The following is a 20,537-nucleotide window of genomic DNA, read 5'->3' as shown; positions in this document are numbered from 1 at the left end:
TGCACGGGCCCGGCGGATCAGGTCGGGTCGGGCCATGCCGGGCGCGCCCCCCCGTCATGCCCTCATCGCGCCGGCGCGCTGGCCGGCTGAGGCGCCACCGGCACCGGGGTGCTGACCTCGACGCTGGCCTTGCCGCGCACCGACTGGAAGGCGGAGCGTTCCGCCAACGCCAGCAGCTTCTCTTCCAGCAGCTCGTTGCCGATCTCCACGCCCTGGCCGTTGTACCGGGTCGCGTCGAACTGCGTCTTGCGCGCGGTGACGGCCAGCGTCTTCGCATCGAGCGTGACGCGCTCGAAGTACATGTACGGGGCGATGTAGGTGGTCGCCCGGACGACCGTGCCGTCATGCGGGTTGACGACCTTCTCGCCGCTGGTGCCCTCCGGAGCGCCGGCCCAATCGCCGCTCATCTCGTCGAGCGCGTCGCTGCCGCGCGCCAGGCCCTGCACGTACAGGCCGATGCCCTGCAGCTTGCCGACCATGCCGGGACGCTCGAACGGGCTGTAGCGCGGCAGGATCACCTCGACGCGGTCCCAGCGCGCGCGGTCCGGCGAGGCGCGCAGCACCTCGATCACCGCGCCCAGCAGTTCCTCGTCGCGCTCGCGGCCCTTGACCTGCTCCAGCGCGTCGGCCAGCGCCTTCGACGGCGACCACCGCAGCAGCACGCGTTCCGCCAGCGGTTCTTCCTGCTCGATGCCGCGATCCAGGCCGCGCAGCACGGCGACGTTCAACGCGTCGTCCGGCACGGCGACGAGGGTCCGCCGGTGGGGATCGATGTTGCTGCCGACGGTCCGCCGCTGGCTCACGAAGGTGAAGCGGTCGCCGACGGCGGCCATCAACGCGATGACCCTCGGCGTCCCGGCGGCGGCCGCGACCGCCGCCGCGCTGGACGCGGCGGTGGAGGGGGCGACCAAGGAGGCAGGCGATATGGCAGGTGAAGTGGCAGCCGATGTGGCAGCCGATGCGGCAGCCATCGCCGTGACGGCCGGCGCCGATGCGATCTTCCCGGTATCGGTCGCGGCCGCGGCCGCGGCCGCGGCGCCCATCGACATCAGTCCCGCCAGCACGAGCGCGGCGGCAATGCCTGTCCTCATCGCGCGGTACCGCTGGCGGCCGGCATCGCCTGGACCGGCACTGGCGTCGTGACATCGACCGTGCCGCCCTTGCCGCGGATGGCCTGGTAGGCGGAGCGCTCGACCAGATAGTTCAGTTTCTCGGCCATCTGCGCCGGGGTCAGGTGTTGCGAGACGTCGCGCTCGTCGGACATCGGATCGTTGTACTTGGTCGCGTCGAACTGCTGCTTGCGCGCCAGCACATGGAGCGTGCGCGCGTCCAGCGTCACGCGCTCGAAGAAGATGAACGGCGCCACGAAGGTGCTCTTGCGCACCACCTCGCCTGTGGTCGGATTGACGACGCGTTGCGTGCCGTTGTCGTCCCCGGGACCCATGCTGTCGTCGATCAGGTCGATGTTGCGCGCCAGCGGCTGCGTGTAGATGCCGATGCCCTGCAGCTTGGTGCCCATGCCATTGGCCTCGTAGCGGCGGTACTTGGGCACGATGATCTCGATGCGGTCCCAGCGCTGGCGATCCGCGACCGGGCGCAGGTGCTCGATGATCGCGTCCAGCAGCATCGTGTCGCGCTCGTTGCCGCGGGCCTCCTCCAGGCGCTGCATCAGCTCGTCGTTCGCCGTCCAGCGCAGCAGCACCTGCTCGGCCTCGGGCGATTCCTGCGAGACGCCCAGCGCCAGGCCGCGCAGCGCGGCGTCGTTGAGCGCCTGGCCCGCCACCTTCAAGGTGCGGCGCGTGTACGGCTCCAGCAGCGTGCCCACCGAGGGCTTCTGGCGCACCACCGTGATGCGGTCGCCGACGGCGGCCATCAGCGCGATCACCGGCGGACGCTCGCCCGGTGTCGTGGCGGACGCGCCGGTCGAGGTGGCGGCGGCCGCGGTGGCGGCCAGCGCCCCGCTCATCGTGATCGAGGCCAGGCCTCCCAATGCCAGCACGGCGGCGGCGACAACACGCATGCGATTCACTCCCTGAACGGGCCGCGCGTCGGATTCGAAGGGAAGAGGAAAAGGGTCGCGCGGCGTGGCGCGAATTATGGTGTGCCGAGGCGCATGACCGACCCACCCCTCGGGGGGATGGCTTCAGTCATGGTCCATCGGAGGCAGGCGCTCAGTCCGCCTGGATCTTCGCCGCCGTGATCACCTTGCCCCAGCGCAGGAACTCGGCGGCACTGTGGGCCTCGAGCTGCTGCGGGGTCATGTAGTCGGCGACGGCGCCGAGCTCCGACGCTTTCTTCTTGAATTCCGGCGTGGCCATGATCTTGGCGATCTCGGCCGTCAGCCGATCCACCACCGCCTGCGGCGTCTTCACCGGCGCGAAGACGGCGAACCACGAGCCCGCGTCCAGATCCGGCAGCCCCGCCTGCGCGGCCGTCGGCACGTTGGGCAGCGACGGCAGGCGCTCCTTGCCGGTCACCGCGACCGCGCGCAGCTTGCCCGACGCGATGAAGGGCATGAACGGCGGCGGCGTGCCGAAGGTCAGGTCGACCTGACCGCCCAGCAGATCCTGCAGCGCCGGGCCGGTGCCCTTGTAGGGCACGTGGATCATCTCGATGCCGGCCTGCTGCTCCAGCATCACGCCGGTGACGTGCTGCAGCGAGCCGTTGCCCGAGGACGCGAAGGACAGCTTGCCCGGATGCTTCTTGGCATAGGCGATCAGCTCGGCGGTCGTCTTCACCGGCAGGCCCTCGCGCACCACGATCAACTGCGGCGCGGTCAGCACGTTGGCCACGGGGCGCAGGTCCTTCAGGTCCCACGCCGCCTTCTGGATGTGCGGCGTGATCACGTGATAGCCGGAGTACTGCATCAGGATCGTGTAGCCGTCCGGCTCCGCCCGCTTGACCGCCACCGCGGCCAGCGCGCCGCTGGCGCCGGAGCGGTTGTCCACCACCACGGTCTGCCCCAGCGCCTTGCCCAGCGGCTCGGCCAGCAGGCGCGCGGCGATGTCGGTCGTGCCGCCGGGCGCGGCCCCGACGATCATCGTGATGGGCTTGTTCGGATACGCCTGCGCGTGGGCGGCGATCGTCGTGCCGAGGCCGACGACCGCGACGGCAACGGTCGCGGCGGCTTGCGCGGTGCGCGCCAGAAGTCGGCGGCGGGTCTGATGCATGGCTTGTCTCCAGGATGAGCCGCTCGGGGCGGCGTTGTTGTGTCTGTCGGGGAAGCAGGAAGCGGAAAGCAGGAACGGGGAACGAAACCGGGGGTCGATGTCGATGTCGATGTCGATGTCGATGTCGAGATCGGGGTCGGCGAATCAGGCGTTCCGGGCCAGCGCGCGATCGCGGATCGCGTCGAAGTCGCGCGGCCTCGGATGCAGGTCGAGGCGACGGCCGGCGCTGACGATCTGGCTCGGCACCGGATGGCCGATCAGGCCGGGCAGGCGCTTCGCGGCGGCGATCAACCGCGCCAGGTCCACGCCGGTGTCCAGGCCCATGCACTGCAGCGCGTGCACGATCTCCTCGGTGCAGACATTGCCGGTCGCGCCGGGCGCATAGGGACAGCCTCCCAGCCCGCCGAGCGAGGCGTCGAATCGGTCCGCGCCCGCGTCGAGCGCCGCGATCACGTTGGCCAGGCCCATGCCGCGCGTGTTGTGGAAGTGCAGCGTGAGTTCCGCGTCGGGCCAGCGCTCGCGGAAGGCGCGCACCAGGGCCACGACCTGCGTCGGATAGGCCATGCCGGTCGTGTCGCACAGCGTCACGCCACGCGCGCCGAGTTCCTCCAGGAACCGCTCGCACCAACCCAGCACCGTCGCCACTGGAACGTCGCCCTCCATCGGGCAGCCGAACGAGCAGGACAGCGACACGTTCAGCGGCACTCCGGCGCCCCGTGCAACTCCGCCCTCGCCCTCGCCGGCGTCATCGGCATCGCCGACGCCGTCGGCCTGGCGCGCCATCGCCGCCACCTCGGCCAGCCCGGCGAAGGACTGCGCGCGCGTCATCCGCAGGTTGGCCAGGTTGTGGGTCTCGCTGGCGGACATGACGAGGTTCAATTCGTCGGCCCGGGCCTCGATGGCACGCTCGGCGCCGCGCACGTTGGGCACCAGCACCGTGTAGATCACGCCGGGCTGGCGGCGTATGCCCAGCATCACCTCGGACGCGTCGGCCAGCACCGGGATCGCCTGGGGGGAGACGAAGGCCGTCACCTCGATCTTGGCGAGCCCGGCCTCGGACAGCGCGTCGACCAGCGCGATCTTGTCGGCGGTGGGCACGAAGACGGTCTCGGCCTGCAGGCCGTCGCGGGTGCCGACGTCCTGCATGAAGACACGGCGGCCGGCGCCGGTCCACACGTCCGAGGGGACGCGCGATGCGTGGGGGGTAGGAGAAGTCATCGCGGCTCCGCTCAGGAAACGATCTTGCGGGCGCGCAGCGCGGCGACGGCGTCCGCGTCCAGGCCCAGTTCACGCAACACCTCGTCGGTGTCGTCGCCCAGCCGCGGCGCGCTGCGGCGCACCGCGCCCGGCGTGCCCAGCAGCTTGGGCACGATGCCCGGCACCTGCAGCGCATGCCCGTCGCGCGTCTCCTGCCGCAGGATCATGTCGCGGGCGCGGAAGTGCGGGTCCTCGACGATGTCCTTGGCGGTGTAGACCCGACCGGCCGGCACGCTGGCCTCGGCCAAGCGCGCCAGCGCCTCGTCGACGGAACGCGTGGCGGTCCAGGCGCCGACGGCGGCGTCGATCTCCTCGACACGCGCGACGCGGCCCGCGTTGTTGCCCAGCGCCTCGTCGGCGCCGAGATCGTCACGGCCGATCACCTGCATCAGCCGCTTGAAGATCGAATCGCCGTTGCCGGCCACCAGCACCACGCCGTCGGTGCACCGATAGGCGTTGGACGGCGCGATGCCCGGCAGCGCCGAGCCCGCCGGGCCGCGCACCGCCCCGAAGGCGCTGTACTCGGGGATCAGGCTCTCCATCACGTTGAGCACCGCCTCGCTGAGCGCCACGTCGATGACCTGGCCGCGACCGCCGTTGACCTTGCGGTGATACAGCGCGGTCAACACGCCGATCGTGCCGTGCAACGCCGCCAGCGTGTCGCCGATGGAGATGCCGCATCGCACCGGCACGCGGTCCGCCTCGCCGGTCAGGTGACGCAACCCGCCCATCGCCTCGCCGATGACGCCGAAACCGGGCAGGTCGCGGTACGGGCCGGTCTGGCCGTAGCCGCTGATGCGCAGCATGATCAGGCCGGGGTTCGCGGCGGCGAGCTCCTCATACGACATGCCCCAGCCTTCGAGCGTGCCGGGGCGGAAGTTTTCGATCAGCACGTCCGCTTCGCCGATCAGACGTCGGGCGATGTCCTGGCCCTCGTGCTGACGCAGGTCCAGCGCGATCGAGCGCTTGTTGCGGGACTGCACCTGCCACCACACCGACGTGCCGTCCTGCAGCATGCGCCAGTTGCGCAGCGGGTCACCGCTGCCGGGGGCCTCGATCTTGATCACGTCGGCGCCGAAATCGCCGAGCGTCTTGCCCGCGAAGGGGCCCGCGATCAACTGGCCCATCTCCACGACGCGCAGCCCCTGCAGGGCTTGCAGTCCTTCCATGATCCGTGTCTCCTGTCTTCCCGCGCCTCGCGATGAACGCGAGCACGGTGAGTGCGATGGAGCGGATTCTGAAAAGATCGGACGAGAAGCGGAATGCCCGAGGCGCGGCGCCAGCTTTCACGGATCGCGAAAGCGACTCAGGGTTGCCACCGACACTCCCATGCCGAGACCCCACGGCCACGCCAATCAGTCAGAACGGCGCAGTCCCTCGACGACGTCAGCGATGCAGGAGGCCTCGGAATCCTAGGGGGGCGGCGCCAACCAGTCAGAACGAGGCAGTCCCTCGACGAAGTCAGCCATGCGGGAGGCCTCGGAATCCGGGGGGCCGGCGGCGATTTTGGGACGTATGAGCCGACGGCACCCCGGATTTCGAGGCCGGGCGAGGGGCACCCGGGGCAGCGCACGAGCAAGGCCCTAGCGAGGCGATGCCACCTCCTGCATCACCTGCGCCACCACCGCCAGCGCTACCATCTCCGGCTGCTTGCCGGGAATCCCCGGCACTCCGATCGGGCAAGTCACATGGGCCAGTTCGTCCGCGGAGAAACCGCGCGCCTCCAGCCGATGGCGAAACGTCGCCCACTTGCTCTTGCTGCCGATGAGCCCGATGTACGGCAGATCGCGGGCCTCCCTTTGCCGCTTCAGGCAAGCGGCCAGGACATCCAGATCCTCGGCGTGGCTGAAGCTCATGATGAGCACATGCGAGCCGGGCGCCAGCGTCATCACCGCGCCCTGCACGGGCTCCGACTGCTCGGCGCGGACGTTGTCCGGCAGCGGCTCGGGGAACATGCCATCGCGGCTGTCGATCCAGTGCACCCGCGCCGGCAGCCTGCCCAGCAGGTCCACGATCGCGCGGCCCACATGGCCGCCGCCGAACAGCGCGACGCGCCGCCAGTCCCGCTGATCCCCGAGCCGATCGGCGAGCCCGGCGATCGCCGTCGCGTCCAGCCAGTCGAAGCTCAACCACACCACCCCGCCGCAGCATTGGCCCAGCGACGGGCCCAGCGCGAAGCGCTGGCGCGGATCGAGGACGCGACCGGCCGCCAACGCCGCGCGGGCGCGCGCCATCGCGTCGAACTCCAGTTGCCCGCCGCCGATCGTGCCCACCGCATCCGACGCCGTGACCGCCATCCAGGCGCCCACCTCACGCGGCCCGCTGCCCTGCACCTCGTCCACGCGCACCAGCACCGCCGGCTCTCGGGCCAGTCGCAGGGCGAGGGTCTGCCAGGGGCGCATGACGTGGGGGCTGCTATCGGCCGGCCGAGCGCGCGCTCAGCTGCCGCGGTAGGTGGCGTAGGACCACGGGCTCGCCAGCAGCGGCACGTGGTAGTGCGCGGCGGGATCGGCGATGCCGAAGTCGATCGGCACCTCGTCCAGGAAGGCGGGCTCGGGCAACGACACCCGACGGTGGCGGAAGTAGTCCGCCACCTCGAAGACCAGCCGGTAGCGGCCCACCAGCAGCATCGCGCCTTCGAGCAGCGGCGCGTCGGCGCGCCCGTCGGCGTTGAGCGTCAGCATCTGCAGCAGGCGCGGCTCGCCGGCCTCCAGGCGATACAGCCGCACCGCCATGCCGCCGGCCGGGCTGCCGTGCATCGTGTCCAGGACGTGGGTCGTGAGCTTGCCCATCGGGTGACCGGCGCGGACCGCGCCGCGGTGGATTGAAAGGGCAAAGTGTATACACTCGCGAACACAAAGGAAGGTCCGCATGGCTCGCGGCGGCTGTGGCCAGTCATGCAGACCGTCCCAAGAACCTCTTGCCTCCATCTTTCCGGAAACCCGATGAACGCCCGCGACCACGTCCGCGAGTCCGATGTCCGTGACGATGCCCGCGGCGATGCCGGGGCGTCGGTCACCGAGCGCATCACCGCCGCCATCACGCAGGCGATCGTCGAGCGGCGTCTGATGCCCGGCACCAAGCTCGTCGAGCAGCAACTGGCGGACATCTTCGAGTGCTCGCGCACGCTGGTGCGCCAGGCGCTGAACCAGCTCAGCCGCGATCGCCTGGTGCGCCTGGAGCCCGCCCGCGGCGCCTTCGTCGCGCAGCCCAGCGTGGAGGAAGCGCGGCAGGTCTTCGAAGTGCGCAAGATGCTGGAGGCGGCGATGCTCGCCGACCTCTGCCAGCACATCACCACCGCGCAGATCCGGCAGTTGCGCGCCCACCTGAAGCAGGAGCGCGAGGCGGTCTCCCGCACCGACGTCACCGGCCGCACGCGCCTGCTGGCCGACTTCCACGTCGTGCTGGCCCGCATGCAGGGCAACGAGGTGCTGGCGCAACTGCTGACCGACCTGCTGTCCCGCAGCTCGTTGATCGCGCTGATGTACCAGAGTTCCCATTCGGCCGCCGAATCGCAGGCCGAGCATGAAGCGATCGTCGACGCGCTCGAAGCCCGCGACAAGCGGGCCGTGCTGAAGCTGCTCGACGCGCACCTGGGCAACGTCGAGGCCAACCTCCGTCTCAACCCGCGCGTGCAGGACCTCAAGTCCATGCTGCGGACCTGACCTTCATCACCGTCCCATGAAGCCTGTCGTCTCCCCCGGCTACCCCCGCGACCTGATCGGCTACGGCGAGCACCCGCCGCACGCCCAGTGGCCCGGCCAGGCGCGCATCGCCGTGCAATTCGTCCTCAACTACGAAGAGGGCGGCGAGAACTCGGTGCTGCACGGCGACGCGGGCAGCGAGCAGTTCCTGTCGGAGATGTTCAACCCCGCCTCGTATCCGGCGCGCCATCTGAGCATGGAGGGCATCTACGAATACGGCTCCCGCGCCGGCGTGTGGCGCCTGCTGCGGGAATTCGAGAAACGCGCGCTGCCGCTGACCGTCTTCGGCGTCTCGATGGCGCTGGAGCGGCATCCGGAGTTGACCCGCGCCTTCGTCGAGCTCAACCACGAGATCGCCTGCCACGGCTGGCGCTGGATCCACTACCAGGGCATGGACGAGGCCACCGAGCGCCAGCACATGGACATCGGCATGGACATCATTCAGCGCATGACCGGGGAGCGGCCGTCGGGTTGGTACACCGGCCGCGACAGCCCCCACACGCGCCGCCTGGTCGCCGACTTCGGCGGCTTCGAATACGACAGCGACTACTACGGCGACGACCTGCCCTTCTGGATGAACGTCCGCAAGACCGACGGCGCGTTGGCGCCGCACCTGGTCGTGCCCTACACGCTGGACTGCAACGACATGCGCTTCGCGCTGCCGCAGGGCTTCAGCCATGGCGACGAGTTCTTCGAGTACCTGCGGGACAGCTTCGACGTGCTCTACGCCGAGGGCGCCGAATCGCCCCGGATGATGAGCATCGGCATGCACTGCCGGCTGCTGGGCCGTCCGGGCCGCATGCGCGCGCTGCAGCGCTTCCTGGACCACGTCGAGAAACACGACCGCGTCTGGGTCGCCCGCCGCGTCGACATCGCCCGCCACTGGCGGGCCACGCATCCGTTCGATGCGGACCAGGCCTTCGTCTGGGGCTGACCACCATGACCGCATCCCTCCTCACCCTCGACGCCCTGAACGCCGCCGACGAAACCGACTTCGTCGCGCTGCTCGAAGGCATCTACGAACACTCGCCCTGGATCGCCCGGCGGGCCTTCGCGGCAAGACCCGCGGGCGGCTTCGCCAGCCTGCCGGCGCTCAAGCTGGCCCTGGCCACCGCCGTGCGCGATGCCACGACCGGCGAGCAGCTCGGCCTGATCCGCGCGCACCCGGAGCTCGCCGGCAAGGCGATGGTCAGCCGGTCGCTGACGGCCGAATCCACCCACGAGCAGAACAAGGCCGGCCTCACCGACTGCACGCCGGAGGAGTTCTCCCGCCTGCAGCAACTGAACGCCGAGTACAACGCCCGCTTCGGCTGGCCCTTCATCCTGGCGGTGCGCGGCCCCCGCGGCGACGGCCTGAGCCGCCAGCAGATCATCGACACCTTCGCGCGGCGTCTGAACGCCCATCCGGACATCGAGCGCGCCGAGTGCCTGCGCAGCATCCACCGCATCGCCGAGATCCGCCTGAACGACAAGTTCTGCGTCACGCCGACGCTGGGCAACCAGGTGTGGGACTGGGCGGAATCGCTGGCGCGTTTCTCCGATCCGGGCTTCGCCGAGCAAGGGCAACTGACCGTCACCTACCTCACCGAGGCGCACCGCGCCGCCGCGGACCAGCTCGCGGCGTGGATGCGTGAGGCCGGCTTCGACGAGATCGGCATCGACGCGGTGGGCAACGTCGTCGGCGTCTATCACGGCGAGGGTCGCGAGGCCGATCGCTCGACGGATCGCGAGGCGCCGCGGCTGCTCACCGGCAGTCACTACGACACGGTCCGCAACGGCGGCAAGTACGACGGCCGCCTCGGCATCCTGGTGCCGCTGATCTGCGTGCGGGAGCTGCATCAGCAAGGTCGGCGCCTCAAGCATGGCATCGAGGTGATCGGTTTCGCCGAAGAGGAAGGCCAGCGCTACAAGGCCACCTTCCTCGGCTCCAGCGCGTTGGTGGGGCGCTTCGACGCGGCCTGGCTGGACCAGGCCGACGCCGACGGCGTCGTGATGCGCGACCTGATGGCGCAGGCGGGGCTGGCCGCGACGCTGGACGCCATCCGCGGCCTGGCGCGCGATCCCGCACGCTACCTGGGATTCGTCGAGGTCCACATCGAGCAGGGACCGGTGCTCAACGAGCTCGACCTGCCGCTGGGCGTGGTGACCTCGATCAACGGCAGCATCCGCTACCTCGGCGAGGTCCGCGGCCTGGCCTCCCATGCTGGCACGACGCCGATGGGCCGGCGCCGCGACGCCGCCGCGGCGGTCGCCGAGCTGATCCTGTACGTCGAGGAGCGCGCCAGCGCGGTACCCGAGGTCGTCGGCACCGTCGGCCAGTTGCAGGTGCCGGCCGGCTCGATCAACGTCATCCCGGGCCGCTGCCGCTTCAGCCTCGACCTGCGCGCCACCACCGACGCGGCGCGCGACGCGCTCGATGCCGACGTGCGGCAACGGCTGGCCGTGATCTGCGAACGCCGCGGCCTGAGCTTCACACTCGAACGCACCGAGACCGCCGCCGCCGCGCCCAGCGACCCGGCGTGGCAACAGCGCTGGGAGGCCGCCGTGACCTCGCTGGGCCTGCCCGTGCACCGGTTGCCCTCCGGCGCCGGCCACGACGCGATGAAGCTGCACCAGGCCATGCCCCAGGCGATGCTGTTCCAGCGCGGCCTGAACCTGGGCATCAGCCACAACCCGCTGGAGTCGATCAGCAACGACGACACCGAGCTCTGCGTGTGGGCCTTCCAGGCGCTGCTGAACGCGCTTTGACCGCGCGTTCGTCCTCGCTTCCGACCTTGCTTCCGACCGCACCCTGCTCGCGACGTGACCGCTTTCTGATCGCGCGCCGACCATCCTCCGACCCGGACCTTCCATGACCGCTTCCGCTTCTTCCCCGCCCACCGGCGCGTCGGCCTCCGACGTGTCCTCGACCGCGCCGGCGGCCCGTCACGCCGCGCTGGACGCCTGGATCGACGCCCACTTCGACGAGCAGGTGCGTTATCTGCAGGCGCTGGTGCGCGTGCCGACGGACACGCCGCCCGGCAACAACGCGCCGCATGCCGAGCGCACGGCCGAGCTGCTGGCCGCGATGGGCCTGACCGCCGAGCAGCACCCGGTGCCACCCGCCGAGGTGCGCGGGTACGGCCTGGAGTCGCTGACCAACCTGATCGTCCGCCGCCGCTTCGCCGAGGGCGGACCGGTGATCGCGCTGAACGCGCATGGCGACGTCGTCCCGCCCGGCGACGGCTGGACGCACGACCCGTACGGTGGCGAAGTCGTCGACGGCCGCCTGTACGGGCGCGCCTCGGCCGTCAGCAAGAGCGACTTCTCGACCTACACCTTCGCGCTGCGCGCGCTGGAAGCGCTGGGCGCGCCGCTGAAGGGTGGCGTCGAGCTGCACTTCACCTACGACGAGGAATTCGGGGGCGAGCTCGGCCCCGGCTGGCTGCTGAGGCAAGGGCTGACCAAGCCCGACTACCTGCTCGCCGCGGGCTTCAGTTATCAGGTCGTGACGGCGCACAACGGCTGCCTGCAGATGGAGGTCACCGTGCACGGCAAGATGGCGCACGCCGCGATTCCGGACACCGGCGTCGACGCGCTGCACGGCGCGGTCACCATCCTGAACGCGCTGTACGCGCGCAACATCGAGTACCGCAAGGTGACGTCGAAGGTCGAAGGCATCAAGCATCCCTACCTGAACGTCGGCCGCATCGAGGGCGGCACCAACACCAACGTCGTGCCGGGCAAGGTCACCCTGAAGCTGGACCGGCGCATGATCCCGGAAGAAGATCCCGTCGTCGTCGAGGCCGAGATCCGCGCGGTCATCGCCGACGCGGCGGCCTCGTTCCCCGGCATCACGGTGGACATCAAGCGCCTGCTGCTGGCACGGTCCCTGCAGCCGCTGCCGACCAACGGGCCGCTGGTGGACGCCTTGCAGCGTCACGGCGAGGCGGTCTTCGGCGAGCCGATCCCGACCTCCGGCACGCCGCTGTACACCGACGTGCGCCTGTACGGCGAGCATGGCATTCCCGCCGCCATCTACGGCGCGGGGCCGCGCACCGTGCTGGAGTCCCACGCCAAGCGCGCCGACGAGCGCGTCGAGCTCCAGGACCTGCGACGGGCGACGAAGGTCGTCGCGCGGACGCTGTTCGATCTTCTGAGCGCCGATTGAACGCCGGCTGAACGCCGGCTGAGCGTGGATCGAGCCGGGCGCGACGTCGCCTTGCCCGACCACCATCGGCGCTACCGGCGTCGGCCGACGACGGGCGCGAGTCGCCGCGCCGCCGCGACGGCGCGCCTAGAATCCGCGCCGTGCCGCGCCTGAAGTCCCCCACCGCCCTTGCCCGCTGGATGGTCGCCCTGACCTTCTGGCTGGCGGCGCTGCTGCCCGCGGCGTCGATGGCGGCGCAGGCATTGGGCGGCGAGCTGGCGCCCTGGACGCAGATCTGCCGGTCCAGCGTCGTGGGCCCGCGCGCCGCCGAGTTGAGCGACAGCCTCGCCAACAGCGGCAACACGGACCAGGACCACGCGCTCTTCCAGCACTGCGCGTTCTGCCACCTGCATCAGGACGCGATGCCGCTGCCGCCGGTGCCCGCCGTGGCGCCACTGCGCCCGGAGCTGCGTTTCGGGCTTCCCGAACGCTTCTACAGCGCGCCTGTCACGGCTCACGCGTGGCGCATCGCGCTCGCCCGCGCGCCGCCTCCGAAGGTCTGAAGCCCCGTCCGCTTCCTGCCCGGCCTCGACCTGCCCGGTCCGGCCCGGCTCATTGACCTGTCTCCGGGGCCCGGTCGCCTTCGCGCGACGCGCCCCGGATCGTCGGAGTTTCCTTTCATGCACAGCTTTCCCCGTGCGCGCCTGAGCGCGCTGACGGTCATGGCGTCGCTCGTCGCCGCCGCCCACGCGGCCGACAAGGCCGGCACGACCGATACCGCCGGATCGACCTCGACCCCGGCCTCCACAGCCAGCTCCAGCTCCGGCACCGGCACCGGCATCAACACGCCGCCCGAGCCCCTTTCCACCGCGACCCAGACCACGTCCTCGACACCGGCCCGCACGCTGGGCATCGTCCGCGTCGACGGCACGTCGCCGACCTCGCTGCCCAGCCGCATTCCCACGACGATGGAGGGCCTGACCGGCGACGCCATCGCGCGCGACATCAACGCCACCGACGCCGAGGACGCGCTGAAGTACCTGCCCAGCCTGCTGGTGCGCAAGCGCTACATCGGCGACTACAACCACGCGGTGCTGTCGACGCGTGCCTCGGGCACCGGCAACAGCGCCCGCTCGCTGGTCTACGCAGACGGCATCCTGCTGTCCAACCTGCTGGGCAACGGCGCCACCTTCGCGCCCCGCTGGGGGTTGGTCTCGCCGGAGGAGATCAGCCGCGTCGACGTGATGTACGGGCCGTTCTCCGCCGCCTACTCGGGCAACGCGGTCGGCGCCGTCGTCGACTACCAGACGCGCATGCCGACGCGTTTCGAGGCCCATGCGCGGGTCGGCTTCAGCCATCAGCCCAACGCGCTCTACGGCCGCGATCGCAGCCACGACGCGACGCAGGCCAGCGCCTCGGTCGGCAGTGCCGACGGGGCCTTCTCATGGTGGCTGCACGCCGGCCGCACCGACAGCGAGGGCCAGCCGCAGACCTTCGCGACGCGGCTGCTCGGCGCCGGCATGCCCGTGGTCGGCGGCACCGTCGGCGGCGTGCCGGCGATCCCCGTGACCGGCGCGGTCCAGGCCCTCAATCGCGCCAACCAGGATTGGTTGATCCTCGGCAGCGGCACGCAGTACGACACGGTGCAGGACCAGGCCAAGGTGAAGCTCGCCTACGACTTCGACCCAGGCTTGCGGGCCATGTATGTCTTCGGACTCTGGAGCAATCGATCCGACGGTCGCTCGCAGAGCTTCCTGACGGATGCCGGCGGCGCCAGCGTCGACCACCGATCCGGTGGCGGTGTCAGCCAGCCGGTCATCATCGGCGGCAAGGGCTACACGCTGGCCGCCGCCGACTTCCCGCAGACGCGCGACGAGCTGGAGCACCGCATGCACGCCGTCTCGCTGAAGCAGCGCCTGCGCGACGGCCTCGGCTGGGAGCTGTCGGGCAGCGTCTACGACTACGTCGCCGACCGCTCGCGCGCCTATGCGCCGACGACGGGCCGGACGCAGGCCGGACGCCTCACCGATCAAGGCGGCACCGGCTGGACGACCGTCGCGGCCAAGGCGACCTGGGCCCCGGCCGACAGCACCCATGCGGTCGACGCCGGCGTATCGCAGGAGCGGTATCAGCTGCGCACCCGCGTCTACGGCCTCGACGACTGGCGCGGCGGCGCCGCGGGCATGCAGACGTCGCGCTTCGACGGCGACACGCGGATCCAGGCCCTGTTCGCGCAGGACGCCTGGGCCTTCGCGCCGGACTGGACGGCGGTGCTCGGCCTGCGGGGCGAGCGCTGGTCAGCCTTCGACGGCCTGACCCAGTCAGGGGCCAACACCCTGTCCCACCCGCGGCGCGCGGAGACCGCCTGGTCCCCCAAGGCGGCCCTGTCGTACGGCCTGAGCGATCACTGGGTGCTCAAGGCCAGCACCGGACGCGCGGTGCGTTTCCCGACGGTCAGCGAGCTGTTCCAGGGCGGATTCAACGCGGCCGGTCAGGCCATCAACAACAACCCCGACCTGAAGGCCGAGCGCAGCTGGACGAGCGAGCTCAGCGCCGAATGGACCGGCGCCGGGCGCGACAGCCTGCGGGTCACGGTGTTCCATGAGGACAGCCGGGATGCGCTGTATTCGCAGCTCAACGTCGCGACCAACGCCAACACCGTGCAGAACATCGATCACATCCGCACGCGCGGCATCGAGCTCAGCGGCACGGCGACGGTGCGCCCGCGCCTGACGCTGACGGGCAGCGTGACCTTCGCCGATTCGGTCATCCTGGCCAACACCGGGTATGCGACCGTGCCCGGCGACACCCTCGGCAAGTGGCAGCCGCGCGTGCCGCGCTGGCGCGCCTCGCTGCTGGCGCAATGGCAGGCGACCGAGGACGTGAGCCTGACGCTTGGCGCGCGCTACAGCGGGCGCCAGTACAGCACGCTGGACAACAGCGACCCGAACGGCTTCGCCTACATGGGCGCCAGCAAGTACTTCACCGTCGACGCGCGCGCGCAATGGAAGATCGACCGTCGCTGGACCCTCGCCGCCGGCATCGACAACCTCAACAACTACCAGTACTGGAACTTCCATCCGTATCCGCAACGGACGTTCCATGCGGAGTTGCGCTGGGACTACTAGAAAGGTCTCGGTGCGGCTCCCCGCGGCCGCGATGGCTGCCGAGGTCGCGGCCGAGGTTGAGGTTGAGGTTGAGGCTGAGGCTGAGGCTGAGGCTGAGGCTGAGGCTGAGGCTGAGGCTGAGGCTGAGGCTGAGGCTGAGGTCGAGGTCGAGGTCGAGGTCGAGGTCGAGGTCGAGGCCGAGGCCGAGGTCGGGGCCGAGGTTGGGGCCGGGGCAGCGGGGAGGCGTGAGGGGCCCGCCGTGCGTCTTGCGGTAACCATGCGTAAGCGGCGCCGCGCGGACGCGACATTCGGCGGCGCGCCACCCATCGGTGGGGAGCACACCGACACGCATCTGCGCTATGGTCGCGGCCGTTTCTGGCACATCGGCGAAGGAGATCGGCATGGCGCACTCGGGCACCCACGCATTCATCGGCAAGCACCTCGCGCTGCGCGGCGCGGCGCTCATCGCCTGCGCCGCGCTCGCCGCGGGTCTGGCCGGCTGCGGCAAGCAGGGCGCGACGCTCGGCGACGGCAGCTCGGAGATCACCGGCTCCGCCGGTCCCGCGGGCGCCAGCAAGGCCAACCGCGAACTGATGAAGTGCGACGCGCCGGTGGCGACGCTGGCGCTCGTCGAGAACCCCAACGGCTACGCGGTGACCGGCGCCAACGGCCTGCCCAACACGCCGCTGCCGCTGGTGCGCCTGCTGGCGCAGCAAAGCGGCTGCTTCCGCGTCGTCGACCGCAATTCCGGGCTGAAGGCGACGATCAAGGAGCAGGAGCTGAAGGATGCCGGCGTGCTGCGCAAGGAAGGCAGCACGGTGCACAAGGGCAAGGGTTACGAGGCCCAGTACACGCTGGTGCCCAGCCTGACCTTCAGCGAGCAGGACGCCGGCCGCCAGGTCGGCGGCATCCTGGGCATGATCCCGGTGCTCAACAAGTTCGTCGGCGCGGCCGAGCAGATCAAGCTCAAGGAAGCGCAGGTCGCGCTGCTGCTCACCGACAACGAGACCACCGAGCAGGTCGCCGCCGCCACCGGCTCGGTGCGCGTCACCGACCTGGGCATGGGCGGGCTGGTGCTGGGCAAGCTCGGCGGCGCGGCGGGCGCCGGCTGGTCCAACAGCAACGAGGGCAAGGTCATCGCCGCCGCGTTCCTCGACGCGCACAACCAGTTGGTCGTGCAGGCGCGGATGCTCGCGGCGAAGGAACTGCCGGAGCCGGTGCCGATGAAGAAGGCCGGAGACACCGGCGCCAAGAAGGGCGCCGGCGCCTGATCAGCCGCGTTCCAGCCGCAGGTGGCCGAAGGCGGCCGGCACATGGAAGTTGGCCACCGCGCTGTTCGTCGGACTCCACGCCGAGAACTGCCGCGACGCCTGCTCCCCCTCGATGCGGAACAGATTGATCCGCCACCCATCGAGCGCCTGCGCCTGACGCGCCATCGGCACCACCAGCTCCGCCGTCCACATCCGATGGGTCGCGTCGATCGCCGTGCGCGCCTTGCTTTCTCCGACGAAGCGCTTGCGGCCCTGCCCTCGCACCTCCAGGTCCATGACCAGGCCGTTCGGCGACACCTCGACCTCGCGATAACGGTCGGTGCCCGCATCCTGCGGCGCCTGCAGGAAGACTTCCACCACGTCGCGCTCCCACAGCGGCCAGATCGCCGTCGAGGACACCTCGCGCTCGTAGGTCGTGATCGCGTTGTAGCGACTGTTGAAGCGCAGGAACAACGCGCCGTCGCCATGCATCAGCTGCACGCGGGTCGATTGCGTCCCGGCCAGCGGCTGGCCGCGCCAGTCATGCGCGAAGAAGCTGGACGGCGCGTCCTCCCAGGCCGAGGCCAGCGGGAAACCGTCGCGTCCCAGCAGCCGCGGCGGCAGGCGTGTCGCGCGGGCCAGCGGCAGGCCCGACGCGCTCTCCAGCACCGCTTCGATCAACAGGTGCTCCTTGAAGCGCACCGGCAGCGTCGGCCGGGCCGCGTCGACGCGGCCCAGGTCCACACCATTGACGTAGTCGCGGATGCGCCAGACGCCGGGCGTCAGGCCGCGCAGCGTGACCGGGCCGTCCCAGCTCGGCGCGTAGAACGCGTAATGCAGGACGCCGTTCTTCTCGACGACGTGCGTCTCCGGCTTGTCGAAGGCGATGTCGTAGAGCTCGCCGCGGTAGCTGCCGTCGGACAGGACCTTCGCGTTGTGCGCGGAGATCCAGCGCCGCCAGTGACGCTCGCGCTCCGGCGTGAGCAGGAAGGAGTCCTTGGGCTTGGGATCCTCGGGCCAGGTGAACTTGGTCGAGACCACCGCCCCGACCCCGACGCTGGACGCGAAGTCCTGCCCGCCGGTCGAGAGCTCCACGTGGTCGCCGGCATAGGCCGACCAGCGCCCCATCTGCGCCTTCAGCGCCTTGCCCTTGTGCCGCACCTGCCAGCTCGACAGCGGGTCCGACGACGGCGCCTGGTCGATCCACGGCATGTTGTGGAACGCGTAGCTGGTGCCGCACGGGCAGACCTCGACCACCGCTTCCGGATTGACCGCGTGGGCGGACTCGAACATCGTCCGGTAGAAGTCGACCATGTGCTCGACGGAGTCCTCCGGCCGGCCGTGCTTGTGCTTCGGGTTGAAGCACGGCGCGACGCCGTTCAGGTGCTGGCCGTCGATCTTCAGGCCGTCGAAACCCCAGTCGCCGATGATCTTGCGGAACACCGCCGCGATGCGCTGCTGGGTCTCCGGAGCCGCCGGGCACAGGTAGAAGCAGTTCCACCACGACACCAGTTGCGGCGCGCCGTCCCGGTCCAGCAGCAACAGGTCGGCGTGCTGGTGCAGCTCGTCGCTGCCGGGGGCGACCGCCAGCGGCGCGATCCACAACCGCGCCTTCATGCCGCGCGCGTGGATGTCGGCCACCAGCGCCTTCATGTCCTCCTCGCCGCGCGGGAATTTCTTCAGATCGATGTTGAACCAGTCGCCGGTCTGGCGCTGCCAGCCGTCGTCCAGCACCGCCCACTTCAGGCCCAGCTCCTGCGCCTTGGGCAGCGTGTCGCGCACGCGCTGCAGCGAGAAGTCGCGCTCGTAGCCCCAGGCGCACCAGATCGAATCGTGCGCGCTGCGCGGCGGCTCCGGCGCCGCCAGGCCCTGCGCGCCCATCAGGCGGCGGTAGCGGTCCAGCGGCACGAAGCAGTCGCCGTCGTGCACCGCGATGAAGGCCAGCGGCAGCGCCAGCGTCGCGCCGGCGGCGAGCACCGTGGGCTCGTCGCCGCGCATCGCGACCTCGACCTCATCGCCGACCGCCTTGACCGGCAACGAGACCAGCCGCGGCACCTTGTCCAGATGGCCCACCGCCACGCCCAGGTCGCGGCGCCAGACATCCACCAGCGGCGTGCCGCCGCCGTAGTCGGAGGCGTTCATGCCCAGGAAGTTGCGCTGCTCGAAACCGCGCTTGACCGGCTGCATCCAGTCGCGACGGTCCTGGTGCGTCGCGCCCGAGTAGGTCCACCACCCGCCCGCGTGCCGCGGCGCGGCCAGCAGGCGGTGCGCGCCCACGGTCCAGCCTTGCACTTCCACCGGGCGGTCGGAGCGGTTCAGATAGGCCACCTCCAGCAGCGCCACGCCAGGATGCTCGTCGAGCAAGGTAGCGGTGATCGTCTGCTCGATGCCGACGCCGTCGGCGGCGCGGCCCGTCAGCATCAGCCGCTGGCCCGCGCCGAACGGCGTGGCGCCGCTGCTGGGCATCGCGCCGGACAGCGTGAAGCGCACGGGCTTGCCGGCGACGATCAGTTGCTCGCCGGCATCGAAGCCGGTCAGCGTCAGCGGACGCGCTCCGCCCAGCCGCACGAGCCGGCTGCGCATCTGGCCGTCGAACTGCAGCGACAGCCGCTCATCCTGTAATCGCACATGGCCGCGGCCGACGTCCGCGGCGCGGGCCGACGCAGCCGCGCCGGCCGTCACCGCCAGCGCCAGGCGCGGCGTCATCGTCGCGACCGGGGCGGCGCCCAGCCACTGGAGGAACGCACGGCGCGCGGTCATCGCTGCGCCCTCCAGCCGCCGGGGAAGGCCCGCTCGGCGTTCAGGTGATAGAGCTTGTCCACGACCTCGCGCGGCAGCGCGAGCCCGCGCACCGGCCGGTCCAGGTCGGACACCTTGAAGCGCTCCGCGGTGTTGAAGTAACGCCAGTGCATGCGCCACACGGGCTCGACTTCCCGGAGCAGCGCCGCGCCGGACTGGTCGGGCGCCTGCGCGATGTCGGTGCCGTACAGCAGCCGGTCCTGGTACTTGATCAGGAAGCGGCGCACCTTCTCGCGGTCGTGCTGGCTCTGCGCCTGCAACTGGCCGATGCGCGCGGCCACGTCCACGACGGCCGTCGGAAAGCGGTCCAGGAAGGCGGCCAGCTCATCCACGTCGCGCTCCAGCGAGGCCATGTGCATGCCCACGAAACGCATGCCCGGATGCGCCGCCACCATGCGGTCGCGCGCAGCCATCTGGTCCTCCCAGCTGGGCATCTCCGGATGCAGGGCCATGTGGTACTGCGGGTGATGGGCGAAGTACTCGCGGTCGTTGTTGACCGACATCTTCTCCAGCGGCAGCCAGCAGTTGTGCGGCTCGCCTTGATGGCCCAGCACCGCGATGCCCTGCCGCGTGAAGTAGTCGAACAGCGGCTTGAAGCGCGCGTCGTCGATCATCACCAGCTTGCCGTCGGCGCCGCGCAGGCTCATGCCGATGTTCTTCCACACCTTCACGCCGACGGCGCCCTGCGCCAGGCCGGCGTCCACGCGCGCCTGCGTCGCCGCGAGCCAGCCGGGCTGGTCCGAGGTGTCGCTGGAGAAGCTGACCGCCCAGGCGATGTCGTCCGGATGCGCCTGCTTGAGCGCCAGCGCGACGCGCTGCTGGTCGTCCAGCGGCGGGAAGTCCGGGTAGTCGACGTTGATCGTCAGCAGCTTGAAGTTGAGCCGCTTGGCCGCCTCGACGAAGGCCGGATCGGGGTTGTGCAGGTGCACGTGCGCATCGATCTTGGGCACGCGCGCGAAGTCGGCCATCGCGTAGGGTTTGGCCGAGTTGGCGGACTTCGGGGCGGCCTTGCCGGCGGAAGCGTCGGCCGCCTGGGCCGGCGTCGCCGCGCAGGCGGCGGCGAGGACGGTCGCCAGCACGGCGGCGCGGGGGAGGAGGTTCATCATCGTGGGCTTGCGGGT

At 70.7% G+C, this 20,537-nt stretch carries 18 protein-coding genes; 8 read left to right on the top strand and 10 right to left on the bottom strand.

The window, feature by feature from the left end; genetic code table 11:
- Window positions 1–62: 62 nt before the first annotated feature.
- Window positions 63–833, bottom strand: a complete 771-nt coding sequence (locus tag CDN99_RS18405; RefSeq protein ID WP_088386347.1) for a hypothetical protein — start codon at window positions 831–833, stop codon at window positions 63–65.
- 7 nt (window positions 834–840) lie between these two features.
- Between CDN99_RS18405 and CDN99_RS18400 the strand changes: the two genes are divergently transcribed.
- Complete coding sequence (locus CDN99_RS18400) at window positions 841–1,143, top strand: hypothetical protein (protein ID WP_141100859.1); 303 nt, start codon at window positions 841–843, stop codon at window positions 1,141–1,143.
- Here CDN99_RS18400 and CDN99_RS18395 read toward each other — a convergent pair.
- From CDN99_RS18395 to uraH, 6 genes are all read right to left on the bottom strand, one after another.
- Window positions 1,088–2,020, bottom strand: a complete 933-nt coding sequence (locus CDN99_RS18395; protein WP_088386345.1) for a hypothetical protein — start codon at window positions 2,018–2,020, stop codon at window positions 1,088–1,090. The genes CDN99_RS18400 and CDN99_RS18395 overlap by 56 nt on opposite strands.
- Before the next feature lie 151 nt (window positions 2,021–2,171).
- Entirely contained in the window at window positions 2,172–3,170 is a 999-nt protein-coding gene (locus tag CDN99_RS18390; RefSeq protein WP_088386344.1) for a Bug family tripartite tricarboxylate transporter substrate binding protein, read from the bottom strand.
- A 144-nt stretch (window positions 3,171–3,314) separates the two neighbouring features.
- Window positions 3,315–4,388 (bottom strand): hydroxymethylglutaryl-CoA lyase, encoded by a 1,074-nt coding sequence (locus tag CDN99_RS18385; protein WP_088386343.1) that lies wholly within the window; start codon window positions 4,386–4,388, stop codon window positions 3,315–3,317.
- Window positions 4,389–4,399: 11 nt separating this feature from the next.
- Window positions 4,400–5,596 carry a CaiB/BaiF CoA transferase family protein gene (locus CDN99_RS18380; RefSeq protein ID WP_088386342.1) on the bottom strand — a complete coding sequence of 399 codons (1,197 nt, stop codon included), beginning with the start codon at window positions 5,594–5,596 and terminating at the stop codon, window positions 4,400–4,402.
- 414 nt (window positions 5,597–6,010) lie between these two features.
- Entirely contained in the window at window positions 6,011–6,829 is an 819-nt protein-coding gene (xdhC, locus tag CDN99_RS18375) for a xanthine dehydrogenase accessory protein XdhC (RefSeq protein ID WP_088386341.1), read from the bottom strand.
- Between the two features lie 36 nt (window positions 6,830–6,865).
- A complete protein-coding gene (uraH, locus tag CDN99_RS18370; RefSeq protein WP_088386340.1) occupies window positions 6,866–7,219 on the bottom strand; it encodes a hydroxyisourate hydrolase in 354 nt (117 codons plus the stop codon).
- 153 nt (window positions 7,220–7,372) lie between these two features.
- Here uraH and CDN99_RS18365 point away from each other — a divergent pair, with 153 nt between their 5' ends.
- The 6 genes from CDN99_RS18365 (at window position 7,373) to CDN99_RS18340 (ending at window position 15,388) form a co-directional block, all read left to right on the top strand.
- Window positions 7,373–8,092 carry a GntR family transcriptional regulator gene (locus CDN99_RS18365; protein WP_088386339.1) on the top strand — a complete coding sequence of 240 codons (720 nt, stop codon included), beginning with the start codon at window positions 7,373–7,375 and terminating at the stop codon, window positions 8,090–8,092.
- Window positions 8,093–8,108: 16 nt separating this feature from the next.
- Window positions 8,109–9,065 (top strand): allantoinase PuuE, encoded by a 957-nt coding sequence (gene puuE / locus CDN99_RS18360; protein ID WP_088386338.1) that lies wholly within the window; start codon window positions 8,109–8,111, stop codon window positions 9,063–9,065.
- Between the two features lie 5 nt (window positions 9,066–9,070).
- Entirely contained in the window at window positions 9,071–10,879 is a 1,809-nt protein-coding gene (gene uraD / locus CDN99_RS18355) for a 2-oxo-4-hydroxy-4-carboxy-5-ureidoimidazoline decarboxylase (RefSeq protein WP_088386337.1), read from the top strand.
- 103 nt (window positions 10,880–10,982) lie between these two features.
- On the top strand, window positions 10,983–12,281 hold the full coding sequence (locus tag CDN99_RS18350; protein WP_088386336.1) for a M20 family metallopeptidase: 1,299 nt from the start codon (window positions 10,983–10,985) through the stop codon (window positions 12,279–12,281).
- Between the two features lie 140 nt (window positions 12,282–12,421).
- Complete coding sequence (locus CDN99_RS18345; protein WP_141100858.1) at window positions 12,422–12,823, top strand: DUF2946 domain-containing protein; 402 nt, start codon at window positions 12,422–12,424, stop codon at window positions 12,821–12,823.
- Window positions 12,824–12,940: 117 nt separating this feature from the next.
- Window positions 12,941–15,388: a TonB-dependent receptor gene (locus tag CDN99_RS18340; protein ID WP_238139589.1), complete on the top strand. Its 2,448-nt coding sequence runs from the start codon at window positions 12,941–12,943 to the stop codon at window positions 15,386–15,388.
- On the opposite strand, the gene CDN99_RS28710 is transcribed toward CDN99_RS18340, so the two are convergent.
- Complete coding sequence (locus CDN99_RS28710; protein ID WP_158218884.1) at window positions 15,312–15,770, bottom strand: hypothetical protein; 459 nt, start codon at window positions 15,768–15,770, stop codon at window positions 15,312–15,314. The two genes, CDN99_RS18340 and CDN99_RS28710, sit on opposite strands and share 77 nt — an antisense overlap.
- Here CDN99_RS28710 and CDN99_RS18335 point away from each other — a divergent pair.
- Window positions 15,769–16,638, top strand: coding sequence for a CsgG/HfaB family protein (locus tag CDN99_RS18335; RefSeq protein ID WP_088386334.1), 870 nt, complete (start codon window positions 15,769–15,771; stop codon window positions 16,636–16,638). The genes CDN99_RS28710 and CDN99_RS18335 overlap by 2 nt on opposite strands.
- Here CDN99_RS18335 and CDN99_RS18330 read toward each other — a convergent pair whose 3' ends face one another.
- A complete protein-coding gene (locus tag CDN99_RS18330) occupies window positions 16,639–19,377 on the bottom strand; it encodes an alpha-galactosidase (protein ID WP_088386333.1) in 2,739 nt (912 codons plus the stop codon).
- Window positions 19,374–20,519 carry an amidohydrolase family protein gene (locus tag CDN99_RS18325; RefSeq protein WP_088386332.1) on the bottom strand — a complete coding sequence of 382 codons (1,146 nt, stop codon included), beginning with the start codon at window positions 20,517–20,519 and terminating at the stop codon, window positions 19,374–19,376. Before CDN99_RS18325 ends, CDN99_RS18330 begins: the two co-directional genes overlap by 4 nt.
- Window positions 20,520–20,537 lie beyond the last annotated feature (18 nt).

It is taken from the genome of Roseateles aquatilis, assembly GCF_002205645.1.
GTDB lineage: Bacteria > Pseudomonadota > Gammaproteobacteria > Burkholderiales > Burkholderiaceae_C > Roseateles > Roseateles aquatilis.
This window is presented reverse-complemented; position numbering and strand designations above follow the sequence as displayed.